At 55.4% G+C, this 16,156-nt stretch carries 15 protein-coding genes; 7 read left to right on the forward strand and 8 right to left on the reverse strand.

Features of this window, described 5'->3' with window-relative positions; all coding sequences use genetic code 11:
- Position 1 precedes the first annotated feature (1 nt).
- From yidZ to rpmH, 7 genes are all read right to left on the reverse strand, one after another.
- Entirely contained in the window at positions 2–973 is a 972-nt protein-coding gene (gene yidZ / locus IPZ49_RS07845; protein WP_022649883.1) for an HTH-type transcriptional regulator YidZ, read from the reverse strand.
- Complete coding sequence (locus IPZ49_RS07850) at positions 942–2,117, reverse strand: MFS transporter (RefSeq protein WP_032622027.1); 1,176 nt, start codon at positions 2,115–2,117, stop codon at positions 942–944. The genes yidZ and IPZ49_RS07850 overlap by 32 nt, the downstream gene beginning before the upstream one ends.
- A 111-nt stretch (positions 2,118–2,228) precedes the next feature.
- Entirely contained in the window at positions 2,229–3,593 is a 1,365-nt protein-coding gene (gene mnmE / locus IPZ49_RS07855; RefSeq protein ID WP_022649885.1) for a tRNA uridine-5-carboxymethylaminomethyl(34) synthesis GTPase MnmE, read from the reverse strand.
- A 72-nt stretch (positions 3,594–3,665) separates the two neighbouring features.
- Positions 3,666–5,309 (reverse strand): membrane protein insertase YidC, encoded by a 1,644-nt coding sequence (gene yidC / locus IPZ49_RS07860; protein WP_023298949.1) that lies wholly within the window; start codon positions 5,307–5,309, stop codon positions 3,666–3,668.
- A 2-nt stretch (positions 5,310–5,311) separates the two neighbouring features.
- On the reverse strand, positions 5,312–5,569 hold the full coding sequence (yidD, locus tag IPZ49_RS07865) for a membrane protein insertion efficiency factor YidD (protein ID WP_001307474.1): 258 nt from the start codon (positions 5,567–5,569) through the stop codon (positions 5,312–5,314).
- Positions 5,533–5,892, reverse strand: a complete 360-nt coding sequence (gene rnpA / locus IPZ49_RS07870; RefSeq protein ID WP_006808764.1) for a ribonuclease P protein component — start codon at positions 5,890–5,892, stop codon at positions 5,533–5,535. Before rnpA ends, yidD begins: the two co-directional genes overlap by 37 nt.
- Before the next feature lie 16 nt (positions 5,893–5,908).
- Complete coding sequence (gene rpmH, locus IPZ49_RS07875; RefSeq protein ID WP_000831330.1) at positions 5,909–6,049, reverse strand: 50S ribosomal protein L34; 141 nt, start codon at positions 6,047–6,049, stop codon at positions 5,909–5,911.
- Between the two features lie 638 nt (positions 6,050–6,687).
- Here rpmH and dnaA point away from each other — a divergent pair.
- From dnaA to IPZ49_RS07905, 6 genes are all read left to right on the forward strand, one after another.
- Positions 6,688–8,082 carry a chromosomal replication initiator protein DnaA gene (dnaA, locus tag IPZ49_RS07880; protein ID WP_003861124.1) on the forward strand — a complete coding sequence of 465 codons (1,395 nt, stop codon included), beginning with the start codon at positions 6,688–6,690 and terminating at the stop codon, positions 8,080–8,082.
- 4 nt (positions 8,083–8,086) lie between these two features.
- Complete coding sequence (gene dnaN / locus IPZ49_RS07885; protein ID WP_003861122.1) at positions 8,087–9,187, forward strand: DNA polymerase III subunit beta; 1,101 nt, start codon at positions 8,087–8,089, stop codon at positions 9,185–9,187.
- Complete coding sequence (gene recF / locus IPZ49_RS07890; RefSeq protein ID WP_022646527.1) at positions 9,187–10,260, forward strand: DNA replication/repair protein RecF; 1,074 nt, start codon at positions 9,187–9,189, stop codon at positions 10,258–10,260. Before dnaN ends, recF begins: the two co-directional genes overlap by 1 nt.
- Before the next feature lie 28 nt (positions 10,261–10,288).
- A complete protein-coding gene (gene gyrB, locus IPZ49_RS07895) occupies positions 10,289–12,700 on the forward strand; it encodes a DNA topoisomerase (ATP-hydrolyzing) subunit B (protein ID WP_023298951.1) in 2,412 nt (803 codons plus the stop codon).
- A gap of 229 nt (positions 12,701–12,929) precedes the next feature.
- Positions 12,930–13,634 (forward strand): hypothetical protein, encoded by a 705-nt coding sequence (locus IPZ49_RS07900; RefSeq protein ID WP_063147011.1) that lies wholly within the window; start codon positions 12,930–12,932, stop codon positions 13,632–13,634.
- Positions 13,635–13,636: 2 nt separating this feature from the next.
- A complete protein-coding gene (locus IPZ49_RS07905; RefSeq protein WP_038414975.1) occupies positions 13,637–14,038 on the forward strand; it encodes a hypothetical protein in 402 nt (133 codons plus the stop codon).
- Between the two features lie 9 nt (positions 14,039–14,047).
- On the opposite strand, the gene IPZ49_RS07910 is transcribed toward IPZ49_RS07905, so the two are convergent.
- Positions 14,048–14,983 carry a LysR family transcriptional regulator gene (locus tag IPZ49_RS07910; RefSeq protein WP_063147012.1) on the reverse strand — a complete coding sequence of 312 codons (936 nt, stop codon included), beginning with the start codon at positions 14,981–14,983 and terminating at the stop codon, positions 14,048–14,050.
- 110 nt (positions 14,984–15,093) lie between these two features.
- On the opposite strand from IPZ49_RS07910, the gene IPZ49_RS07915 reads away from it, so the two are divergent.
- Positions 15,094–16,119, forward strand: coding sequence for an NAD(P)-dependent alcohol dehydrogenase (locus IPZ49_RS07915; protein WP_063147013.1), 1,026 nt, complete (start codon positions 15,094–15,096; stop codon positions 16,117–16,119).
- Positions 16,120–16,156: the final 37 nt, after the last annotated feature.

The following is a 16,156-nucleotide window of genomic DNA, read 5'->3' on the forward strand; positions in this document are numbered from 1 at the left end:
CTTAGGCAAAAACCTGACCTGGCGCGGTATACAGGGCTTTTATAGTTTCGCGCAGCCAGATAATTTTCGGATTATGGCTGTTCCGCTTATGCCAGATTAGCGTGAAGGGTACGGTCAGCTTTTCTGCCTGCGCCTCATCGATGGGAATGGGAAGGCAGACCAGATTACGCTGGTGGAGTTGATTGTAGTGATGGCAGTAGTAGGGCGCAGTGGCAATGTAGTTGTGGTCCGGCTGAGCCGCCATAAACATCGACTGTTCAAAGCCGGGCAGGCTCATGGCGACGTTGCGCTCGCGGCCCATCTCTTTTAGCACTTCATCAAGCGCCCAGGTATCGCTGCGCTCCCAGAAGATGCTGATATGCGGGTAGCGCAGAAACGTCTCAAGGTTCCACGCTTCGTGAAGTGCCGGATGATCTTCTCGCAGATAGACGCACGGACGGTCGCTGAACAGGATTTCGTAGTCAATAAACCACGGCATCAGCTTTAGCAGCTCGCGGGAGCGCGGGTGCGTTTCGCGGCCGGTAAAACCGAGATCGACCTCCCCGCGTGTAATGGCGTCCAGCGAATCATAATCCCACTGGCGCAACTTCACCGTCGCCTGTGGGTAGCGCTCATTCACCTGCTCCAGCAGGGTGTTAAAGCGAATCAGCATCAGCGGCGTTTCGGCGGCGAGCACAAACTTGAGCCCGCCTGGAGAGCTATGGTGGAATTTATCGACGATCTGATTGCCAATCTGCATCCAGTCGGCCAGATCCTGTTCCAGACTCACCGTTAGCGGCGTGGGCAGTAGCCCTAAAGGCGTTTTCACAAACAGCGGATCGTCGAACCAGTCGCGCAGCTTCGCCAGCGATTTACTCACTGCGGACGGCGTCACGTTCATTCGCTTCGCGGCTTTGGTGACGCTGCGCTCCTGCAACAACAACTGCAGGCAAAGTAAAAGATTAAGATCGAGACTGCTGATGGGCTTCTTCATAGTGCGCCGCGGGCTGGATGACCATAAGTAAGGTAATGCAGAGTATGCTACAGCCAATCAGAACCCCGATCAGCATATTCAGCGCGTTAAGGCCGATCACCGCCGCCAGCCAAATCCACAGCGACGAACCGCAGACCTGCGCAATGCCCAGCACCGAGCTTGCCACGCCTGCCCGCAGTGAGAACGGGCCAAGCGCCTGACTCATCGCCACGCCGAAGCCGCCGGAGAATCCGGCGCAGATCAGGGTCATACCCACCAGCATCAGCGCATGTGAGGTGGCGGTCGCCAGAATTACGCCTGCGGCGAGAAACAGCGTCTGTGAAGCGAGCATCAGCGTGCGCTGGCGGAAGATATTGAGCGCAAAGGGCATCGAGAATGAAACCGCCATGCTGACCATCGCATTGAGCGCCATCACCGTCGAATACTCACCGCGATCGAAGCCTATCGTCTCCATCAGTAACACCGGGGAAACGTTTACATAGGTGAGGATCACCGCCACGCTGAGCGTGATGATGGCCAGGCGGCTCAGGAAAAAGCGATTCAGAAGCTTTTCAGCCGGATGAATGGTAGCAGCGTGGTGCGTCTGCTGCGAACCGGGATGGGTCTCTTTCAACACCGTCACGGACAGTATAAAGACGATGGCGCCCATTGTGGCCATAGTCCAGAAAAGGCTCTGCCATGGAAATTTCAGCATGATCAGGTAGCCTACAACCGGTGCCAGCACCGGGATGATGCAGGTAATGCCGTTCAGCATCGACAGCACCCTGGCGCGGCGCTGGGCGCTCAAGGTATCGCGCAGAATGGCAAACGCCACCACGTAACAGCCGCCCGCGCCAATGCCCTGGATAAAGCGCCCTGACAGGAACATTGTGCTTTCCTGAGCCATTGAACACAGTACCGATGCCAGCGTAAAGATAACCGCCCCCGTAATGGCGACGGGTTGACGGCCGGCTCTGTCCGCGATTTTCCCGGCAAATACCATCGACGACGCCATTCCCGCGAGGTAGGCCGAAAACGCGATGTGCAGTTGCGCCTCGCTGGCACCCAGATCGCGGGCAATATGCGGTAGCCCCACCAGATACATATCAATACCGGACGGATACAGCAGAACTAATGCGAAACTACAAAACAGAAAACGAGCCATAAATCCCCCATAGATGCAGGCAAGCAGGATAGGGGGCATGGGGGGATTAAGCGAGTTGCCATTGGGACAATGGTGATTTCCCTGGAGGAAATCACCATGTTCTATCGGGAATTACTTACCAATACAGAAGCTTGAGAAAATTCGTCCAAGCAGATCGTCCGACGTAAACTCCCCGGTGATCTCGCTCAGGTTCTGCTGCGCCAGACGCAGTTCTTCCGCCAGCAGCTCGCCGGCCCAAGCGCCGATCAGCTGGGCTTTGCCCTGCTCAAGGTGGCGAGCCGCCTCTTCCAGCGCCTGCAAGTGACGACGACGCGCCAGGAAGCCGCCCTCCATACTGGTGTCGAAGCCCATGCTCTGTTTGAGATGGTTACGCAGGGCTTCCACGCCTTCCCCGGTACGGGCCGACAGGCGAATAAGTGAGTGACCATTCACATCGCTGATGCCCAGCGTTTCGCCGGTAACGTCGGCCTTATTGCGCACCACGGTGATCGGCAGTTTGGCCGGGAGACGGGCGATAAAGTCTGGCCAGATTTCTGCCGGGTCAACGGCGTCGGTTGTGGTTCCGTCCACCATAAACAGCACGCGGTCGGCCTGCTCGATCTCCTGCCAGGCGCGTTCGATACCGATACGCTCGACTTCATCGCTCGCATCGCGCAGGCCAGCGGTATCGATGATGTGCAGCGGCATGCCGTCGATATGGATATGCTCGCGCAGAACATCGCGGGTGGTACCGGCTATGTCGGTCACGATCGCCGCTTCACGGCCCGCCAGGGCGTTCAGCAGGCTTGATTTCCCGGCGTTGGGGCGACCAGCAATGACCACCTTCATGCCCTCACGCAGCAGGCTGCCCTGGCGCGCTTCGGCGCGAACGGCATCCAGATCGTTCATCACCTGGTTGAGCTGGGCTTCGATTTTGCCGTCAGAAAGGAAGTCAATCTCCTCGTCCGGGAAGTCGATAGCCGCTTCAACATAGATTCGCAGGTGAGTAAGTGCTTCCACAAGGTGATTCACGCGTGCGGAAAATGCCCCCTGCAACGAGTTCAGCGCGGAGCGGGCTGCCTGTTCGGAACTGGCGTCGATCAGGTCGGCAATCGCTTCGGCCTGAGCCAGGTCGAGCTTATCGTTCAGGAAGGCACGCTCGGAGAACTCACCCGGCTTCGCAATGCGCAGGCCAGGCAGGGTCAGAATACGTTTTAACAGCAGGTCGAGGATCACCGGGCCGCCGTGACCCTGAAGCTCCAGCACGTCTTCGCCAGTAAAAGAGTTTGGGCCGGGGAACCACAGCGCAATGCCCTGGTCCAGCGAGGTGCCGTCGGCATCTTTAAATGGCAGATAATCAGCGTAGCGCGGCTTTGGCAGTTTACCCAGCACCGCTTCGGCCACCTCACGCGCCTTCAGGCCGGAGATGCGCAGAATGCCTACACCACCGCGTCCCGGTGGGGTTGCCTGGGCGACGATAGTGTCGTTATGGCTCATGGTTGCTCTCGTTCAATACAAATAAAAAAGGCGGTCAATCGACCGCCCTTATTTTAGCGTTAAGTTACCGAATCAGGACTTTTTCTTTTCGCGGCTATGCAGGCCACGTTTTTCCAGACCACGGTAAATCAGCTGCTGCTGGATGATGGTCACCAGGTTGCTGACGATATAGTACAGCACCAGACCTGACGGGAACCACAGGAAGAACACGGTGAAGATGACCGGCATAAAGGTCATGATCTTCTGCTGCATCGGGTCAGTCACGGTGGTCGGAGACATCTTCTGGATGAAGAACATCGTCACGCCCATCAGGATCGGCAGGATGTAGTACGGGTCCTGTGCGGACAGGTCATGGATCCACAGGGCGAACGGCGCGTGGCGCAGCTCAACGGAACCCATCAGCATGTAGTACAGCGCAAGGAAGATTGGCATCTGAATCAGCAGCGGGAAGCAACCACCCAGTGGGTTCACTTTTTCTGCTTTATACAGGGCCATCATCTCCTGGCTCTGACGCTGTTTGTCATCGCCCAGACGCTCACGCATAGCCTGAATCTTCGGCTGTAGCATACGCATCTTCGCCATGGAGGTGTACTGCGCTTTAGTCAGCGGGTACATGATGCCACGAACGATAAAGGTGATAACGATGATGGAGAAGCCCCAGTTACCCAGGAAGCTGTGGATGAACTTCAGCAGCTTAAACAGCGGCTGAGAGATGAACCACAACCAACCGTAATCAACGGTCAGATCCAGGTGCGGCGCAACGGCAGCCATTTTGTCCTGGATTTCCGGGCCGACCCACAGGGTGCTTGCCAGCTTACCGGTTTGACCCGGCTGCACCAGAACCGGCTGAGATTTGTAGCCGATGGCTGCAATACCGTTGCCGAGGTTCGCGGTGTAGAAGTTGTTCGTACCGTCGTTATTCGGTACCCACGCCGTCGCGAAATACTGTTGCAGCATTGCGACCCAACCGCCTTTAGAGCTGACGTTCAGGTTTTCGTTATCGGCAATGGTGTCGAATTTGTATTTCTCGTACTTAGTATCTGGCGTGGAGTAAGCCGCGCCACGGAAGGTATGCAGCGCAAAGTTGCTGCTTCCGGTGTCACGGTGAGACGGCAGATTGATGGACTGCTTCAGCTGACCAAAGGTAGAGATTTCCAGCGGTTTCGCACCGGTGTTCTGTACGCTGTAGCCCACGTTCACCGCATATTCACCGCGTTTCAGGGTGAAGGTTTTGGTGAAGGTGTTGCCTGCCGCGTCGGTGTAGGTCATCGGAATAACCAGTTCGTTCTGACCATCAGCCAGCACAAAGGTGTCATTCTCGACGTTATACAGTGGACGCGCACCGTTCGCCGGGTTATCCGGGCCATCACGACCGGTCAGGCCGCTCTGTGCCTGGTAGATAAACTCAGGCGTGGTTTCCAGTAACTGGAACGGTTCGGTAGACTTCAGCTCTTTCGGGTAGGTCAACAGCAGCGCCTGCTCAACATCACCACCACGGGTGTTGATAGTCAGCTCAAGCACATCGGTCTTAACCGTAATCTGTTTCCCCTGGCCACTGGCCGGTACGCCCTGGTCGGCGGCGCTACCCGCTGCGGTGGTCGTGGTCTGCGTGGTCTGCTGCTGGGGTTGAGGATTTTTATCCTGCTCCCATGCCTGCCAGATCATGAAAGACACGAACAACAAAGCGATGATAAGAAGATTGCGTTGCGAATCCATCGTTAGTGTTCTCTGGTATCAAAAGGTCCTGGAGGGACGGGGTCGTCTCCACCTGGGTGTAAAGGGTGGCATTTTAATACGCGTTTCACCGTCAACCAACTGCCTTTTATCACTCCAAACCTGCGCAATGCCTCAATTCCGTAGCTTGAGCATGTTGGCGTGAAACGGCAATGTGGCCCGAGTAGCGGACTAATCAGGCGTTGATAGACCCGAATGAGGGCTATCAGGACCCGCGAGCCAGGCGACAGTGGCGGCGCCATAATTTTTCCAACGCTTCCGAGAGAGCACGGTTATCGAGGTCGGCAACCCCTTTTTTAGCCACCACCACGAAATCCATTGAAGGCAGTTCGTGCTGACGTAAACGGAAGCTTTCACGCGTCAGACGTTTAATCCGGTTGCGTTCATGCGCACGCTTAACGTTTTTCTTGGCGACTGTGAGACCGATGCGGGGATGCCCCAGCGAATTTTGGCGGCCGAGGATGGTGATTTGCGGCGTGCCAGCCCGTAGTGGCTGCTGGAAGACGAAAGTGAAATGAGTGGGAGTTAACAAACGTAACTCCCTGGGAAATGCGAGCTTAACCACTCAGGGGTTAGCTTTATTACTTGGAAACGGTCAGACGAGCGCGGCCTTTAGCACGACGACGTGCCAGAACCTGACGACCATTTTTAGTAGCCATACGAGCACGGAAGCCGTGAGAACGGTTGCGCTTCAGTACAGACGGTTGAAAAGTGCGTTTCATGGCGATTTCTACCTAAACTTGAATAAATTCACTGACTTTTGCGTATACCCGAACGAGATTCGAACGACTAACGCCTCAGCGTGGGTGATTAAAGAGGCCGGATTGTAATAATTGTACACTCCGGAGTCAATTCTCTTTCCTTAAATCCCTGCGTATTTCCGCACTATTTCGCGTGGAAAATGAGCAACGAACGACGCAGGAAGATGAGCATCACGCGCCGGGTCGAGGATTATACGGGCTCGCCAACAAAGCGCAAGGATCCTCCTGGATCTTCGTTAGATCATTTAAGCCCAAAATTGTCTGTGCTCATTAAATTTTCCAATATGCGGCCTAAATCGCGAGGCACTCGCGTCAGGATCGTTTACACTTACCCGATTCCGGATCTTCCTGTGGATAAATCGGGAAGAATCTGTGAGAAACAGAAGATCTCTGGCTCAGTTTAGGCTATGATCCGCGGTCCTGATCGGGATCCAGCGATCCTGGCCGGACATAAACACAACATCGTTCAGGCTGTATCAACGATAGCGTGTATAACCGCAGATAGCGGTTCGCACATCACCCTGATGGGGTCATGTCGATGTGCGCCAACAATCATGAATATTCAATAGTTTTCTTTTATTGTTCGAGTGGAGTCCGCCGTGTCACTTTCGCTTTGGCAGCAGTGTCTTGCCCGATTGCAGGATGAGTTACCAGCCACAGAATTCAGTATGTGGATCCGCCCATTGCAGGCGGAACTGAGCGATAACACGCTGGCTTTGTACGCGCCAAACCGTTTCGTGCTCGATTGGGTAAGGGATAAATACCTTAATAACATCAATGGACTGCTGAACGATTTCTGCGGGTCAGATGCCCCACAGCTGCGTTTTGAAGTGGGCACAAAGCCGGTCACCCAAACCGTTCGTGAAGTTGTCAATGTGGCAGCCCCTGCACAGGCGGCGCCCGCTCCAGCGCCTCGCGTTGCACCGGCTCGTCAGGGCTGGGATAACGTTCCGGCCCCCGCTGAGCCTACCTACCGCTCTAATGTTAACGTGAAACACACGTTCGATAACTTCGTTGAAGGTAAGTCGAACCAGCTGGCGCGCGCGGCGGCCCGCCAGGTTGCCGATAATCCCGGTGGTGCCTACAACCCGCTGTTCCTTTATGGCGGCACGGGTCTCGGTAAAACGCACCTGCTGCATGCGGTGGGCAACGGCATTATGGCGCGTAAGCCCAATGCCAAAGTAGTGTATATGCACTCCGAACGCTTCGTTCAGGACATGGTAAAAGCCCTGCAAAACAATGCGATCGAAGAGTTTAAACGCTACTACCGTTCCGTTGATGCGCTGCTGATCGATGACATCCAGTTCTTTGCCAATAAAGAACGATCGCAGGAAGAGTTTTTCCACACCTTTAACGCCCTGCTGGAAGGCAATCAGCAGATCATTTTGACCTCGGATCGTTATCCAAAAGAGATCAACGGCGTTGAAGATCGTCTCAAATCCCGCTTCGGCTGGGGCCTGACCGTGGCGATCGAGCCGCCGGAGCTGGAAACCCGCGTCGCGATCCTGATGAAAAAAGCCGACGAGAACGACATTCGCCTGCCGGGTGAAGTGGCGTTCTTTATTGCCAAGCGCCTGCGTTCCAACGTTCGTGAGCTGGAAGGGGCACTGAACCGCGTTATCGCCAACGCCAATTTTACCGGTCGTGCGATCACCATCGATTTTGTGCGTGAAGCGCTGCGCGATTTGTTGGCATTGCAGGAAAAACTGGTCACCATCGACAATATTCAGAAGACGGTGGCTGAGTACTACAAGATCAAAGTGGCAGATTTACTGTCTAAACGTCGTTCCCGCTCGGTGGCGCGTCCGCGTCAGATGGCGATGGCGCTGGCAAAAGAGCTCACCAACCACAGCCTGCCGGAAATCGGTGATGCGTTTGGTGGACGTGACCATACGACCGTGCTGCACGCCTGTCGCAAGATTGAGCAGTTACGCGAAGAAAGCCACGACATAAAAGAAGATTTTTCCAATTTAATCAGAACATTATCATCGTGACGCTATGAAATTTACCGTTGAACGTGAACATTTATTAAAACCGCTGCAACAGGTGAGTGGCCCATTAGGCGGCCGCCCTACGCTGCCTATTCTTGGAAACCTGCTGCTTCAGGTCGCTGACGGTACGCTGTCGCTGACCGGCACAGATCTGGAAATGGAAATGATCGCGCGCGTTACGCTGACTCAGCCGCACGACGCGGGCGCGACCACGGTTCCGGCACGTAAATTCTTTGATATTTGCCGTGGGCTGCCGGAAGGCGCTGAAATCGCCGTGCAGCTGGAGGGCGACCGCATGCTGGTGCGCTCTGGCCGCAGCCGTTTCTCCCTCTCCACGTTGCCCGCTGCGGACTTCCCGAACCTGGATGACTGGCAGAGCGAAGTTGAATTTACCCTGCCGCAGGCGACGATGAAGCGTCTGATTGAAGCCACACAGTTCTCCATGGCGCATCAGGACGTTCGTTACTACTTAAACGGCATGCTGTTCGAAACCGAAGGTGAAGAGCTGCGTACCGTGGCTACAGACGGTCACCGTCTGGCGGTCTGTTCTATGCCGATTGGCGATTCACTGCCAAACCATTCGGTGATCGTACCGCGTAAAGGCGTAATTGAACTGATGCGTATGCTCGACGGCGGCGACACCCCGCTGCGCGTGCAGATCGGTAGCAACAATATTCGTGCCCACGTGGGCGATTTTGTCTTCACATCGAAGCTGGTAGACGGACGTTTCCCGGATTATCGCCGCGTATTGCCGAAGAACCCGGACAAAACGCTGGAGGCAGGTTGCGACATCCTCAAGCAGGCGTTCGCGCGCGCCGCTATTCTCTCCAACGAGAAATTCCGCGGCGTACGTCTGTACGTGAGTGAAAACCAGATCAAAATCACCGCCAACAACCCGGAGCAGGAAGAGGCAGAAGAGATTCTGGACGTCACCTACGCCGGGGCTGAGATGGAAATCGGCTTCAACGTCAGCTATGTGCTGGATGTGCTGAATGCACTGAAATGCGAGAACGTTCGCATCCTGCTGACTGACTCCGTTTCGAGCGTACAGATTGAAGATGCCGCATCACAGTCGGCTGCTTATGTTGTCATGCCAATGAGACTGTAATGTCGCTCACCCGTCTGTTGATCCGCGACTTTCGCAACATCGAGAGCGCGGATCTCGCTTTATCCCCTGGCTTTAATTTCCTGGTTGGCGCGAACGGCAGCGGCAAAACCAGCGTGCTGGAAGCCATCTATACGCTCGGTCATGGCCGGGCGTTTCGCAGTTTGCAGATTGGTCGCGTAATTCGCCACGAGCAGGATGCGTTTGTGCTGCATGGGCGCTTGCAGGGCGCCGAGCGGGAAACCGCCATCGGCCTGACCAAAGACAAGCAGGGCGACAGCAAGGTGCGCATCGACGGCACCGACGGCCACAAGGTGGCGGAGCTGGCACTGCTGATGCCGATGCAGCTGATTACGCCGGAGGGGTTTACTTTACTCAACGGCGGCCCCAAATACAGAAGAGCGTTCCTCGACTGGGGATGCTTTCACAATGAAGCCGGTTTCTTTAACGCCTGGAGCAATCTGAAGCGTCTGCTTAAACAGCGTAACGCCGCATTGCGCCAGGTCACGCGCTACGCCCAGCTGCGTCCGTGGGACATGGAATTAATTCCTCTTGCGGAACAAATCAGCCGCTGGCGTGCCGAATACAGCGCAGGTATCGCCGAAGACATGGCCGATACCTGCAAACAGTTTTTACCCGAGTTCTCTCTCACCTTCTCTTTCCAGCGTGGCTGGGAAAAAGAGACGGATTATGCCGAGGTGTTAGAGAGAAGCTTCGAGCGCGATCGCATGTTGACCTACACCGCGCACGGCCCGCACAAGGCGGATTTCCGCATTCGTGCCGACGGTGCGCCGGTGGAAGACACGCTGTCGCGCGGGCAGCTGAAGCTCCTGATGTGCGCGCTGCGCCTGGCGCAGGGGGAATTCCTCACCCGCGAAAGTGGGCGACGCTGCCTGTACCTGATAGATGATTTTGCCTCGGAACTTGACGACGCGCGGCGCGGGCTACTTGCCAGCCGCTTAAAAGCCACGCAGTCGCAGGTTTTCGTCAGCGCCATTAGCGCTGAACACGTTATGGACATGTCGGACGAAAATTCGAAGATGTTTACCGTGGAAAAGGGTAAAATAACGGATTAACCCAAGTTGAAATGAGCGAGAAACGTTGATGTCGAATTCTTATGACTCCTCCAGTATCAAAGTCCTGAAAGGACTGGATGCGGTGCGTAAGCGCCCGGGTATGTATATCGGCGACACGGATGACGGCACCGGTCTGCACCACATGGTATTCGAGGTGGTAGATAACGCTATCGACGAAGCGCTCGCGGGTCACTGTAAAGACATCGTGGTCACGATCCATGCGGACAACTCCGTGTCCGTTACCGATGACGGTCGTGGCATCCCAACCGGTATTCACCCGGAAGAGGGCGTATCTGCTGCGGAAGTGATCATGACCGTTCTGCACGCAGGCGGTAAGTTCGATGATAACTCCTATAAAGTTTCCGGCGGTCTGCACGGCGTAGGCGTATCCGTGGTAAACGCCCTGTCGCAGAAGCTGGAGCTGGTTATCCAGCGCGAAGGCAAAATTCACCGCCAGATTTACACCCATGGTGTGCCGCAGGCACCGCTGGCCGTTACCGGTGATACCGACAAAACCGGTACCATGGTGCGTTTCTGGCCGAGCCTTGAAACCTTCACCAACGTCACCGAATTCGAGTACGAGATCCTGGCGAAACGCCTGCGTGAACTGTCGTTCCTGAACTCCGGCGTGTCGATTCGACTGCGCGACAAACGCGACAACAAAGAAGACCACTTCCACTACGAAGGCGGTATCAAGGCGTTCGTTGAGTATCTGAACAAGAACAAAACGCCAATTCACCCGAATATCTTCTACTTCTCTACTGAAAAAGACGGTATCGGCGTGGAAGTGGCACTGCAGTGGAACGATGGTTTCCAGGAAAACATCTACTGCTTTACCAACAACATTCCACAGCGCGACGGTGGTACGCACCTTGCGGGCTTCCGCGCGGCGATGACCCGTACCCTGAACGCCTACATGGACAAAGAAGGCTACAGCAAAAAAGCGAAAGTCAGCGCCACCGGCGACGATGCCCGTGAAGGCCTGATTGCCGTGGTCTCCGTGAAGGTGCCGGATCCGAAATTCTCCTCACAGACAAAAGACAAGCTGGTCTCTTCTGAGGTGAAATCGGCGGTTGAACAGCAGATGAACGAACTGCTGAGCGAATACCTGCTGGAAAACCCGTCCGACGCGAAAATCGTGGTGGGTAAAATTATCGATGCGGCGCGTGCCCGTGAAGCGGCGCGTAAAGCCCGTGAAATGACCCGCCGTAAAGGCGCGCTGGACCTGGCAGGCCTGCCGGGCAAACTGGCTGACTGCCAGGAACGCGATCCGGCGCTGTCTGAACTGTACCTTGTGGAAGGGGACTCCGCGGGCGGTTCTGCAAAGCAGGGCCGTAACCGCAAGAACCAGGCGATTCTGCCGCTGAAGGGTAAAATCCTTAACGTTGAGAAAGCGCGCTTCGACAAGATGCTCTCTTCTCAGGAAGTGGCGACGCTCATCACCGCGCTCGGCTGCGGCATCGGTCGCGACGAGTACAACCCGGACAAACTGCGCTATCACAGCATCATCATCATGACCGATGCGGACGTCGACGGCTCGCACATTCGTACGCTGCTGTTGACCTTCTTCTATCGTCAGATGCCGGAAATCGTTGAGCGCGGCCACGTCTACATTGCCCAGCCGCCGCTGTATAAAGTGAAGAAAGGCAAGCAGGAACAGTACATTAAAGATGACGAGGCGATGGATCAGTACCAAATCGCGATCGCCCTTGATGGTGCGACCCTGCACGCAAACTCCAGCGCGCCAGCGCTGGCCGGTGAACCGCTGGAGCGTCTGGTCTCCGAGTTCAACGCCACGCAGAAAATGATTGGCCGTATGGAGCGTCGCTATCCGAAAGCGCTGCTGAAAGAGCTGATTTATCAGCCGACCCTGACCGAAGCCGATCTGAGCGACGAGCAGACCGTCACCCGCTGGGTGAACACCCTGGTGAGCGAGCTGAACGAGAAAGAGCAGCACGGCAGCCAGTGGAAGTTCGACGTTCAGCAGAACGCTGAGCAGCAGTTCGAGCCGATCGTACGCGTGCGTACCCACGGCGTCGATACCGACTACCCGCTGGAGCACGAGTTTGTTACCGGTCCGGAATACCGCCGTATCTGCACCCTCGGCGAGAAGCTGCGTGGTCTGATCGAAGACGACGCGTTCATCGAACGTGGCGAGCGTCGTCAGCCGGTAGCCAGCTTCGAACAGGCGCTGGAGTGGCTGGTGAAAGAGTCCCGTCGTGGCCTCTCTATTCAGCGTTATAAAGGCCTGGGCGAAATGAACCCGGACCAGTTGTGGGAAACCACTATGGATCCGGAAAGCCGTCGCATGCTGCGCGTCACCGTTAAAGATGCAATCGCAGCGGATCAGCTGTTCACTACCCTGATGGGTGACGCGGTTGAACCACGTCGCGCCTTCATCGAAGAGAACGCCCTGAAAGCGGCGAATATCGATATTTAACGGTTGTTTTTGTGGGGCTCATTCCAAATGATGTCTCATAATGAATGCAGTCGGCTAATAACAAAAAAGAGAGTGACATGATGTCACTCTCTTTTTTTTACTTATATTTGAATATCAATAAAACGAAGTCGATCTCATTGATGTGATCCTCGCCCAGGAGTATATACCCCGATAAAGAGTATGGTGGTCTGTTAAAGTTGAAATCGGTACGGAAAAAGGAATAAACCGTATGAGCAGCAGGAGCGATATTATCGGGGCCGATGAATGGCAGGTAACGACCCGCAGCGGCCTCGTCTACAGTGAGGTCCTCGGTTGGATCGACCTGGGGCATGCCAGGGGCGAAGATATTTCCCTGCTTCTGGCTGATTTCAGCAGCGGCGAAGCCAGTGGCAGACCTTATTACACGATTGCATACAATCAGAGAATGAATATCGGGAAAGGACTGGCCGGAACGGGTAAGTTTGTTCGCTGGGAAATAAAACGTGGGCGCTCGATGTCAGAAATTAACAGCATTGCCCTGGCTATGATGATGGATACCGCGAGAAATTTTGAAAATTACCAGTCCCGCGCTTTTTTCAGTTGGTACACCGATAGCGGGTTCAGCGGAGAAGACCTGGTGTCGGATCTGCTCGGTTTTTACAGGGCGCTGATTCCTTCGGATTACCGGGCTCAGTTGCGGCCTGTCAGTCGTGAAAGCGCACTACGCCGCTGGGATCATTACGGACCGATCGGTAATTTCAAGAACCGGGGTTTTCTTCCATTGATTTTTCCCGACCCTGATGACCTTAATATCCGGCATGAACCCTATAAAGGCCCGCTTCCCCGCTTTATGAGGTGGGTAACGCCGTTTGATAACTTCAGTTCAGACATTGTTCGTATTCTTAACGATAACGGCACATATCATTCCTTCTTTTCCCACTCAGGACGACGTTGAGCATGAAAAAGTTAGCCATATTCTCAGGGCTGGCCATTGTGATTGTCACGGTCATATACCTCCTTTTGCCGTATGAGCCTGAGATGACATACCGTGAATCAGATAGGGTTCGCTATCATCTTTACACCCCAGAATCGATTAAGCAGGCACCACGCCTTTCAACGGATTATACCTTCAGTCACTCTGCTGCAAATGGACAGCCGGACACCGCTGGGGTGTGCTTTAGCGGGGTATCTGATACCGCTGCACTTAAACAATATCTTGTTTTGCGTGGCTATTCCTTTGCGAGAAAAGCCCCGGCCGGGGAGCTGTGGACGTCAGAACGTAGTCAGGATGTGTACTTCACTGTTATAAGCAGAGTTTCGCCTGGTAAGCAGGTTTGCCTGTATGAATCAGATCGTTAATCTGCGCTTTTAGCGCGGCTTTTTTATGGGCGCAGGCATATCCAGCGACATCAGGGACGGTAAACGGCTCGCCAGCGTATCTATCGCTATTCTAACCCTCAGCGGCAGATGCGGCGTCTGCTGCCAGACTGCATGAACGTCGAAGCGCACGTCCGGTGCCTGCTTTAAAAGCGGGATGAGTTTTCCCTGATGTATTTCTCTGCGGGCCATCCAGCAGGGCAACCACGCAAGGCCGTGTCCGGCCAACGCAGCGTCGCAGATTGCCTGTAAATCATCCATATTGAGCGATGAGCGGGGAGTAAAGGTGTGCGATCTCCCTTCGCTATCCATTAGCTGCCAGGGCAGCACTCTGCCTGATCGCAGATAGTTAATGGCAGTGTGGTGGGGTAAATCAGCAACGTTTTCTGGCTGGCCGTACTTCATCAGGTAATCCGGGGCGGCACACAGCACCATGCGATGCTCGCCCAGCCTTCTGGCGACCAGCAGGCTGCTGTCCTGCAGCGTGCCGTTACGTACCGCCATATCAAAGCCTTCCTCTACCAGATCCACCACGCGGTCGCTGAATGACATTTCAAGCTCAAGCCCAGGATGTTCCTGCGTCAGTTCTATCAGCAGTGGCGCGACGCACTGGCGACCAAACAGAACCGGCATGGCGACGCGCAGGCGGCCGCTGACCTGCTGCTTCCCTGTTTCAAGCAGCGACTCCGCGCCCCGAATCTCCTCCAGCGCGCGAAGGCAGCGTTCATAAAACAGAGCGCCGTTGTCGGTCAGCCTCTGGCTGCGGGTGGTACGCTGGAAAAGACGTACCCCCAGCCGCTCTTCAAGACGAGCAATGCTTTTTCCTACCGCCGAGCGCGACAAATGCAGACGGACGGCGGCCTGCGCAAAACTTCCCGCCTCAACGGCGGCCACAAATACAGGTATATCCTTCAGCGTATCGGTCATGAATTGTATCCACTGCGTCATCAATTATGGGAAAACTTATCGCCACTGGCGACCAAACGTCAACGGTAGACTGTCAGTCCTAAAGCTTATTTGATGGCAGGAGAGAAAAAATGACAGAAACAATGCAGCGCTGGTCAATGAACGCCCTTGGGCGCGAGAGCCTTCAGCTTGTTCAGGTGCCTGTGTCACAGCCAGGCCCGGGGGAGGTTCGCGTAAGGGTTAATGCCGTTGCGCTCAACTACCGGGATAAAATGGTTGTTGAAGGCACAATGCCGATCCCGCTTTCCTTCCCGTTTACCCCGGCGTCTGACATGGCGGGCGTGGTGGACAGCATTGGTGAAGGCGTTACGCGTTTCAAACCCGGCGCACGCGTCATCTCAACCTTCTTCCCGGAATGGATCGACGGCAAGCCGCAGGCAGACGCGCGCGATTTGCCCTATAAAACGTCCGGTGGATACTTCCAGGGCATGCTGGCCGAATATGTGATTGTGAGTGAAAACGCGCTGGTGGCGTCCCCGGAAAGCCTGGATGACGCTGAGGCCAGCACGCTTCCTTGCGCGGGGCTTACCGCATGGTTCGCGCTGGTGGAGCGCGGTCATTTACGCGCCGGGCAATCGGTGCTGGTACAAGGCACGGGCGGTGTGGCGCTATTCGCTTTGCAGATAGCAAAAGCGCACGGCGCAGAAGTTATTGTTACGTCGGGGAGTGATGAAAAACTGGCTCTGGCCAAAAAGCTGGGAGCCAGCCAGGGCATCAACCGACTGAAAGGCGACTGGGCTGAAAATACGCTGGCACTGACGCAGGATCGCGGCATCGACCATATTATCGAAACCGTGGGTGGGGAGAATCTGAGACATTCCCTTCGCGCGGTAGCCGTTCACGGGCGTATCTCCGTTATTGGCGTGCTGGCCGGAACGGACATTTCCCTGCCTGCTGGCGAGCTGCTGCTGAAATCCCCCGTCATTCAGGGGATTGGGGTTGGACACCGCCGGGCGCTGGAAGATTTCGTCCGTGCTGTTGATGTCACGGAGTTAAAACCGGTGATTGAACATCGCTACCGTTTTGACGAACTGGAACAGGCGCTTGAGCATCTGGATCGCGGTGCGTTTGGCAAAATCGTTCTCACCCGCCAGTGAGTTCTTGTTCCCGGGATAAATATAAAAGGGGCTTTTT

The organism is Enterobacter cloacae complex sp. S2 (assembly GCF_015159675.1).
Classification (GTDB): domain Bacteria; phylum Pseudomonadota; class Gammaproteobacteria; order Enterobacterales; family Enterobacteriaceae; genus Enterobacter; species Enterobacter intestinihominis.

What these genes read in the sequence shown, in the direction of transcription:
- IPZ49_RS07915 (WP_063147013.1), top strand. Translation starts at nt 15,094, where the DNA reads ATGACAGAAACAATGCAGCGCTGGTCAATGAACGCCCTTGGGCGCGAG.
- yidZ (WP_022649883.1), bottom strand. Translation starts at nt 973, where the DNA reads ATGAAGAAGCCCATCAGCAGTCTCGATCTTAATCTTTTACTTTGCCTG.
- yidD (WP_001307474.1), bottom strand. Translation starts at nt 5,569, where the DNA reads ATGGCGCCGCCACTGTCGCCTGGCTCGCGGGTCCTGATAGCCCTCATT.
- recF (WP_022646527.1), top strand. Translation starts at nt 9,187, where the DNA reads ATGTCGCTCACCCGTCTGTTGATCCGCGACTTTCGCAACATCGAGAGC.
- IPZ49_RS07900 (WP_063147011.1), top strand. Translation starts at nt 12,930, where the DNA reads ATGAGCAGCAGGAGCGATATTATCGGGGCCGATGAATGGCAGGTAACG.
- mnmE (WP_022649885.1), bottom strand. Translation starts at nt 3,593, where the DNA reads ATGAGCCATAACGACACTATCGTCGCCCAGGCAACCCCACCGGGACGC.
- yidC (WP_023298949.1), bottom strand. Translation starts at nt 5,309, where the DNA reads ATGGATTCGCAACGCAATCTTCTTATCATCGCTTTGTTGTTCGTGTCT.
- IPZ49_RS07910 (WP_063147012.1), bottom strand. Translation starts at nt 14,983, where the DNA reads ATGACCGATACGCTGAAGGATATACCTGTATTTGTGGCCGCCGTTGAG.
- dnaN (WP_003861122.1), top strand. Translation starts at nt 8,087, where the DNA reads ATGAAATTTACCGTTGAACGTGAACATTTATTAAAACCGCTGCAACAG.
- IPZ49_RS07850 (WP_032622027.1), bottom strand. Translation starts at nt 2,117, where the DNA reads ATGGCTCGTTTTCTGTTTTGTAGTTTCGCATTAGTTCTGCTGTATCCG.
- gyrB (WP_023298951.1), top strand. Translation starts at nt 10,289, where the DNA reads ATGTCGAATTCTTATGACTCCTCCAGTATCAAAGTCCTGAAAGGACTG.
- rpmH (WP_000831330.1), bottom strand. Translation starts at nt 6,049, where the DNA reads ATGAAACGCACTTTTCAACCGTCTGTACTGAAGCGCAACCGTTCTCAC.
- IPZ49_RS07905 (WP_038414975.1), top strand. Translation starts at nt 13,637, where the DNA reads ATGAAAAAGTTAGCCATATTCTCAGGGCTGGCCATTGTGATTGTCACG.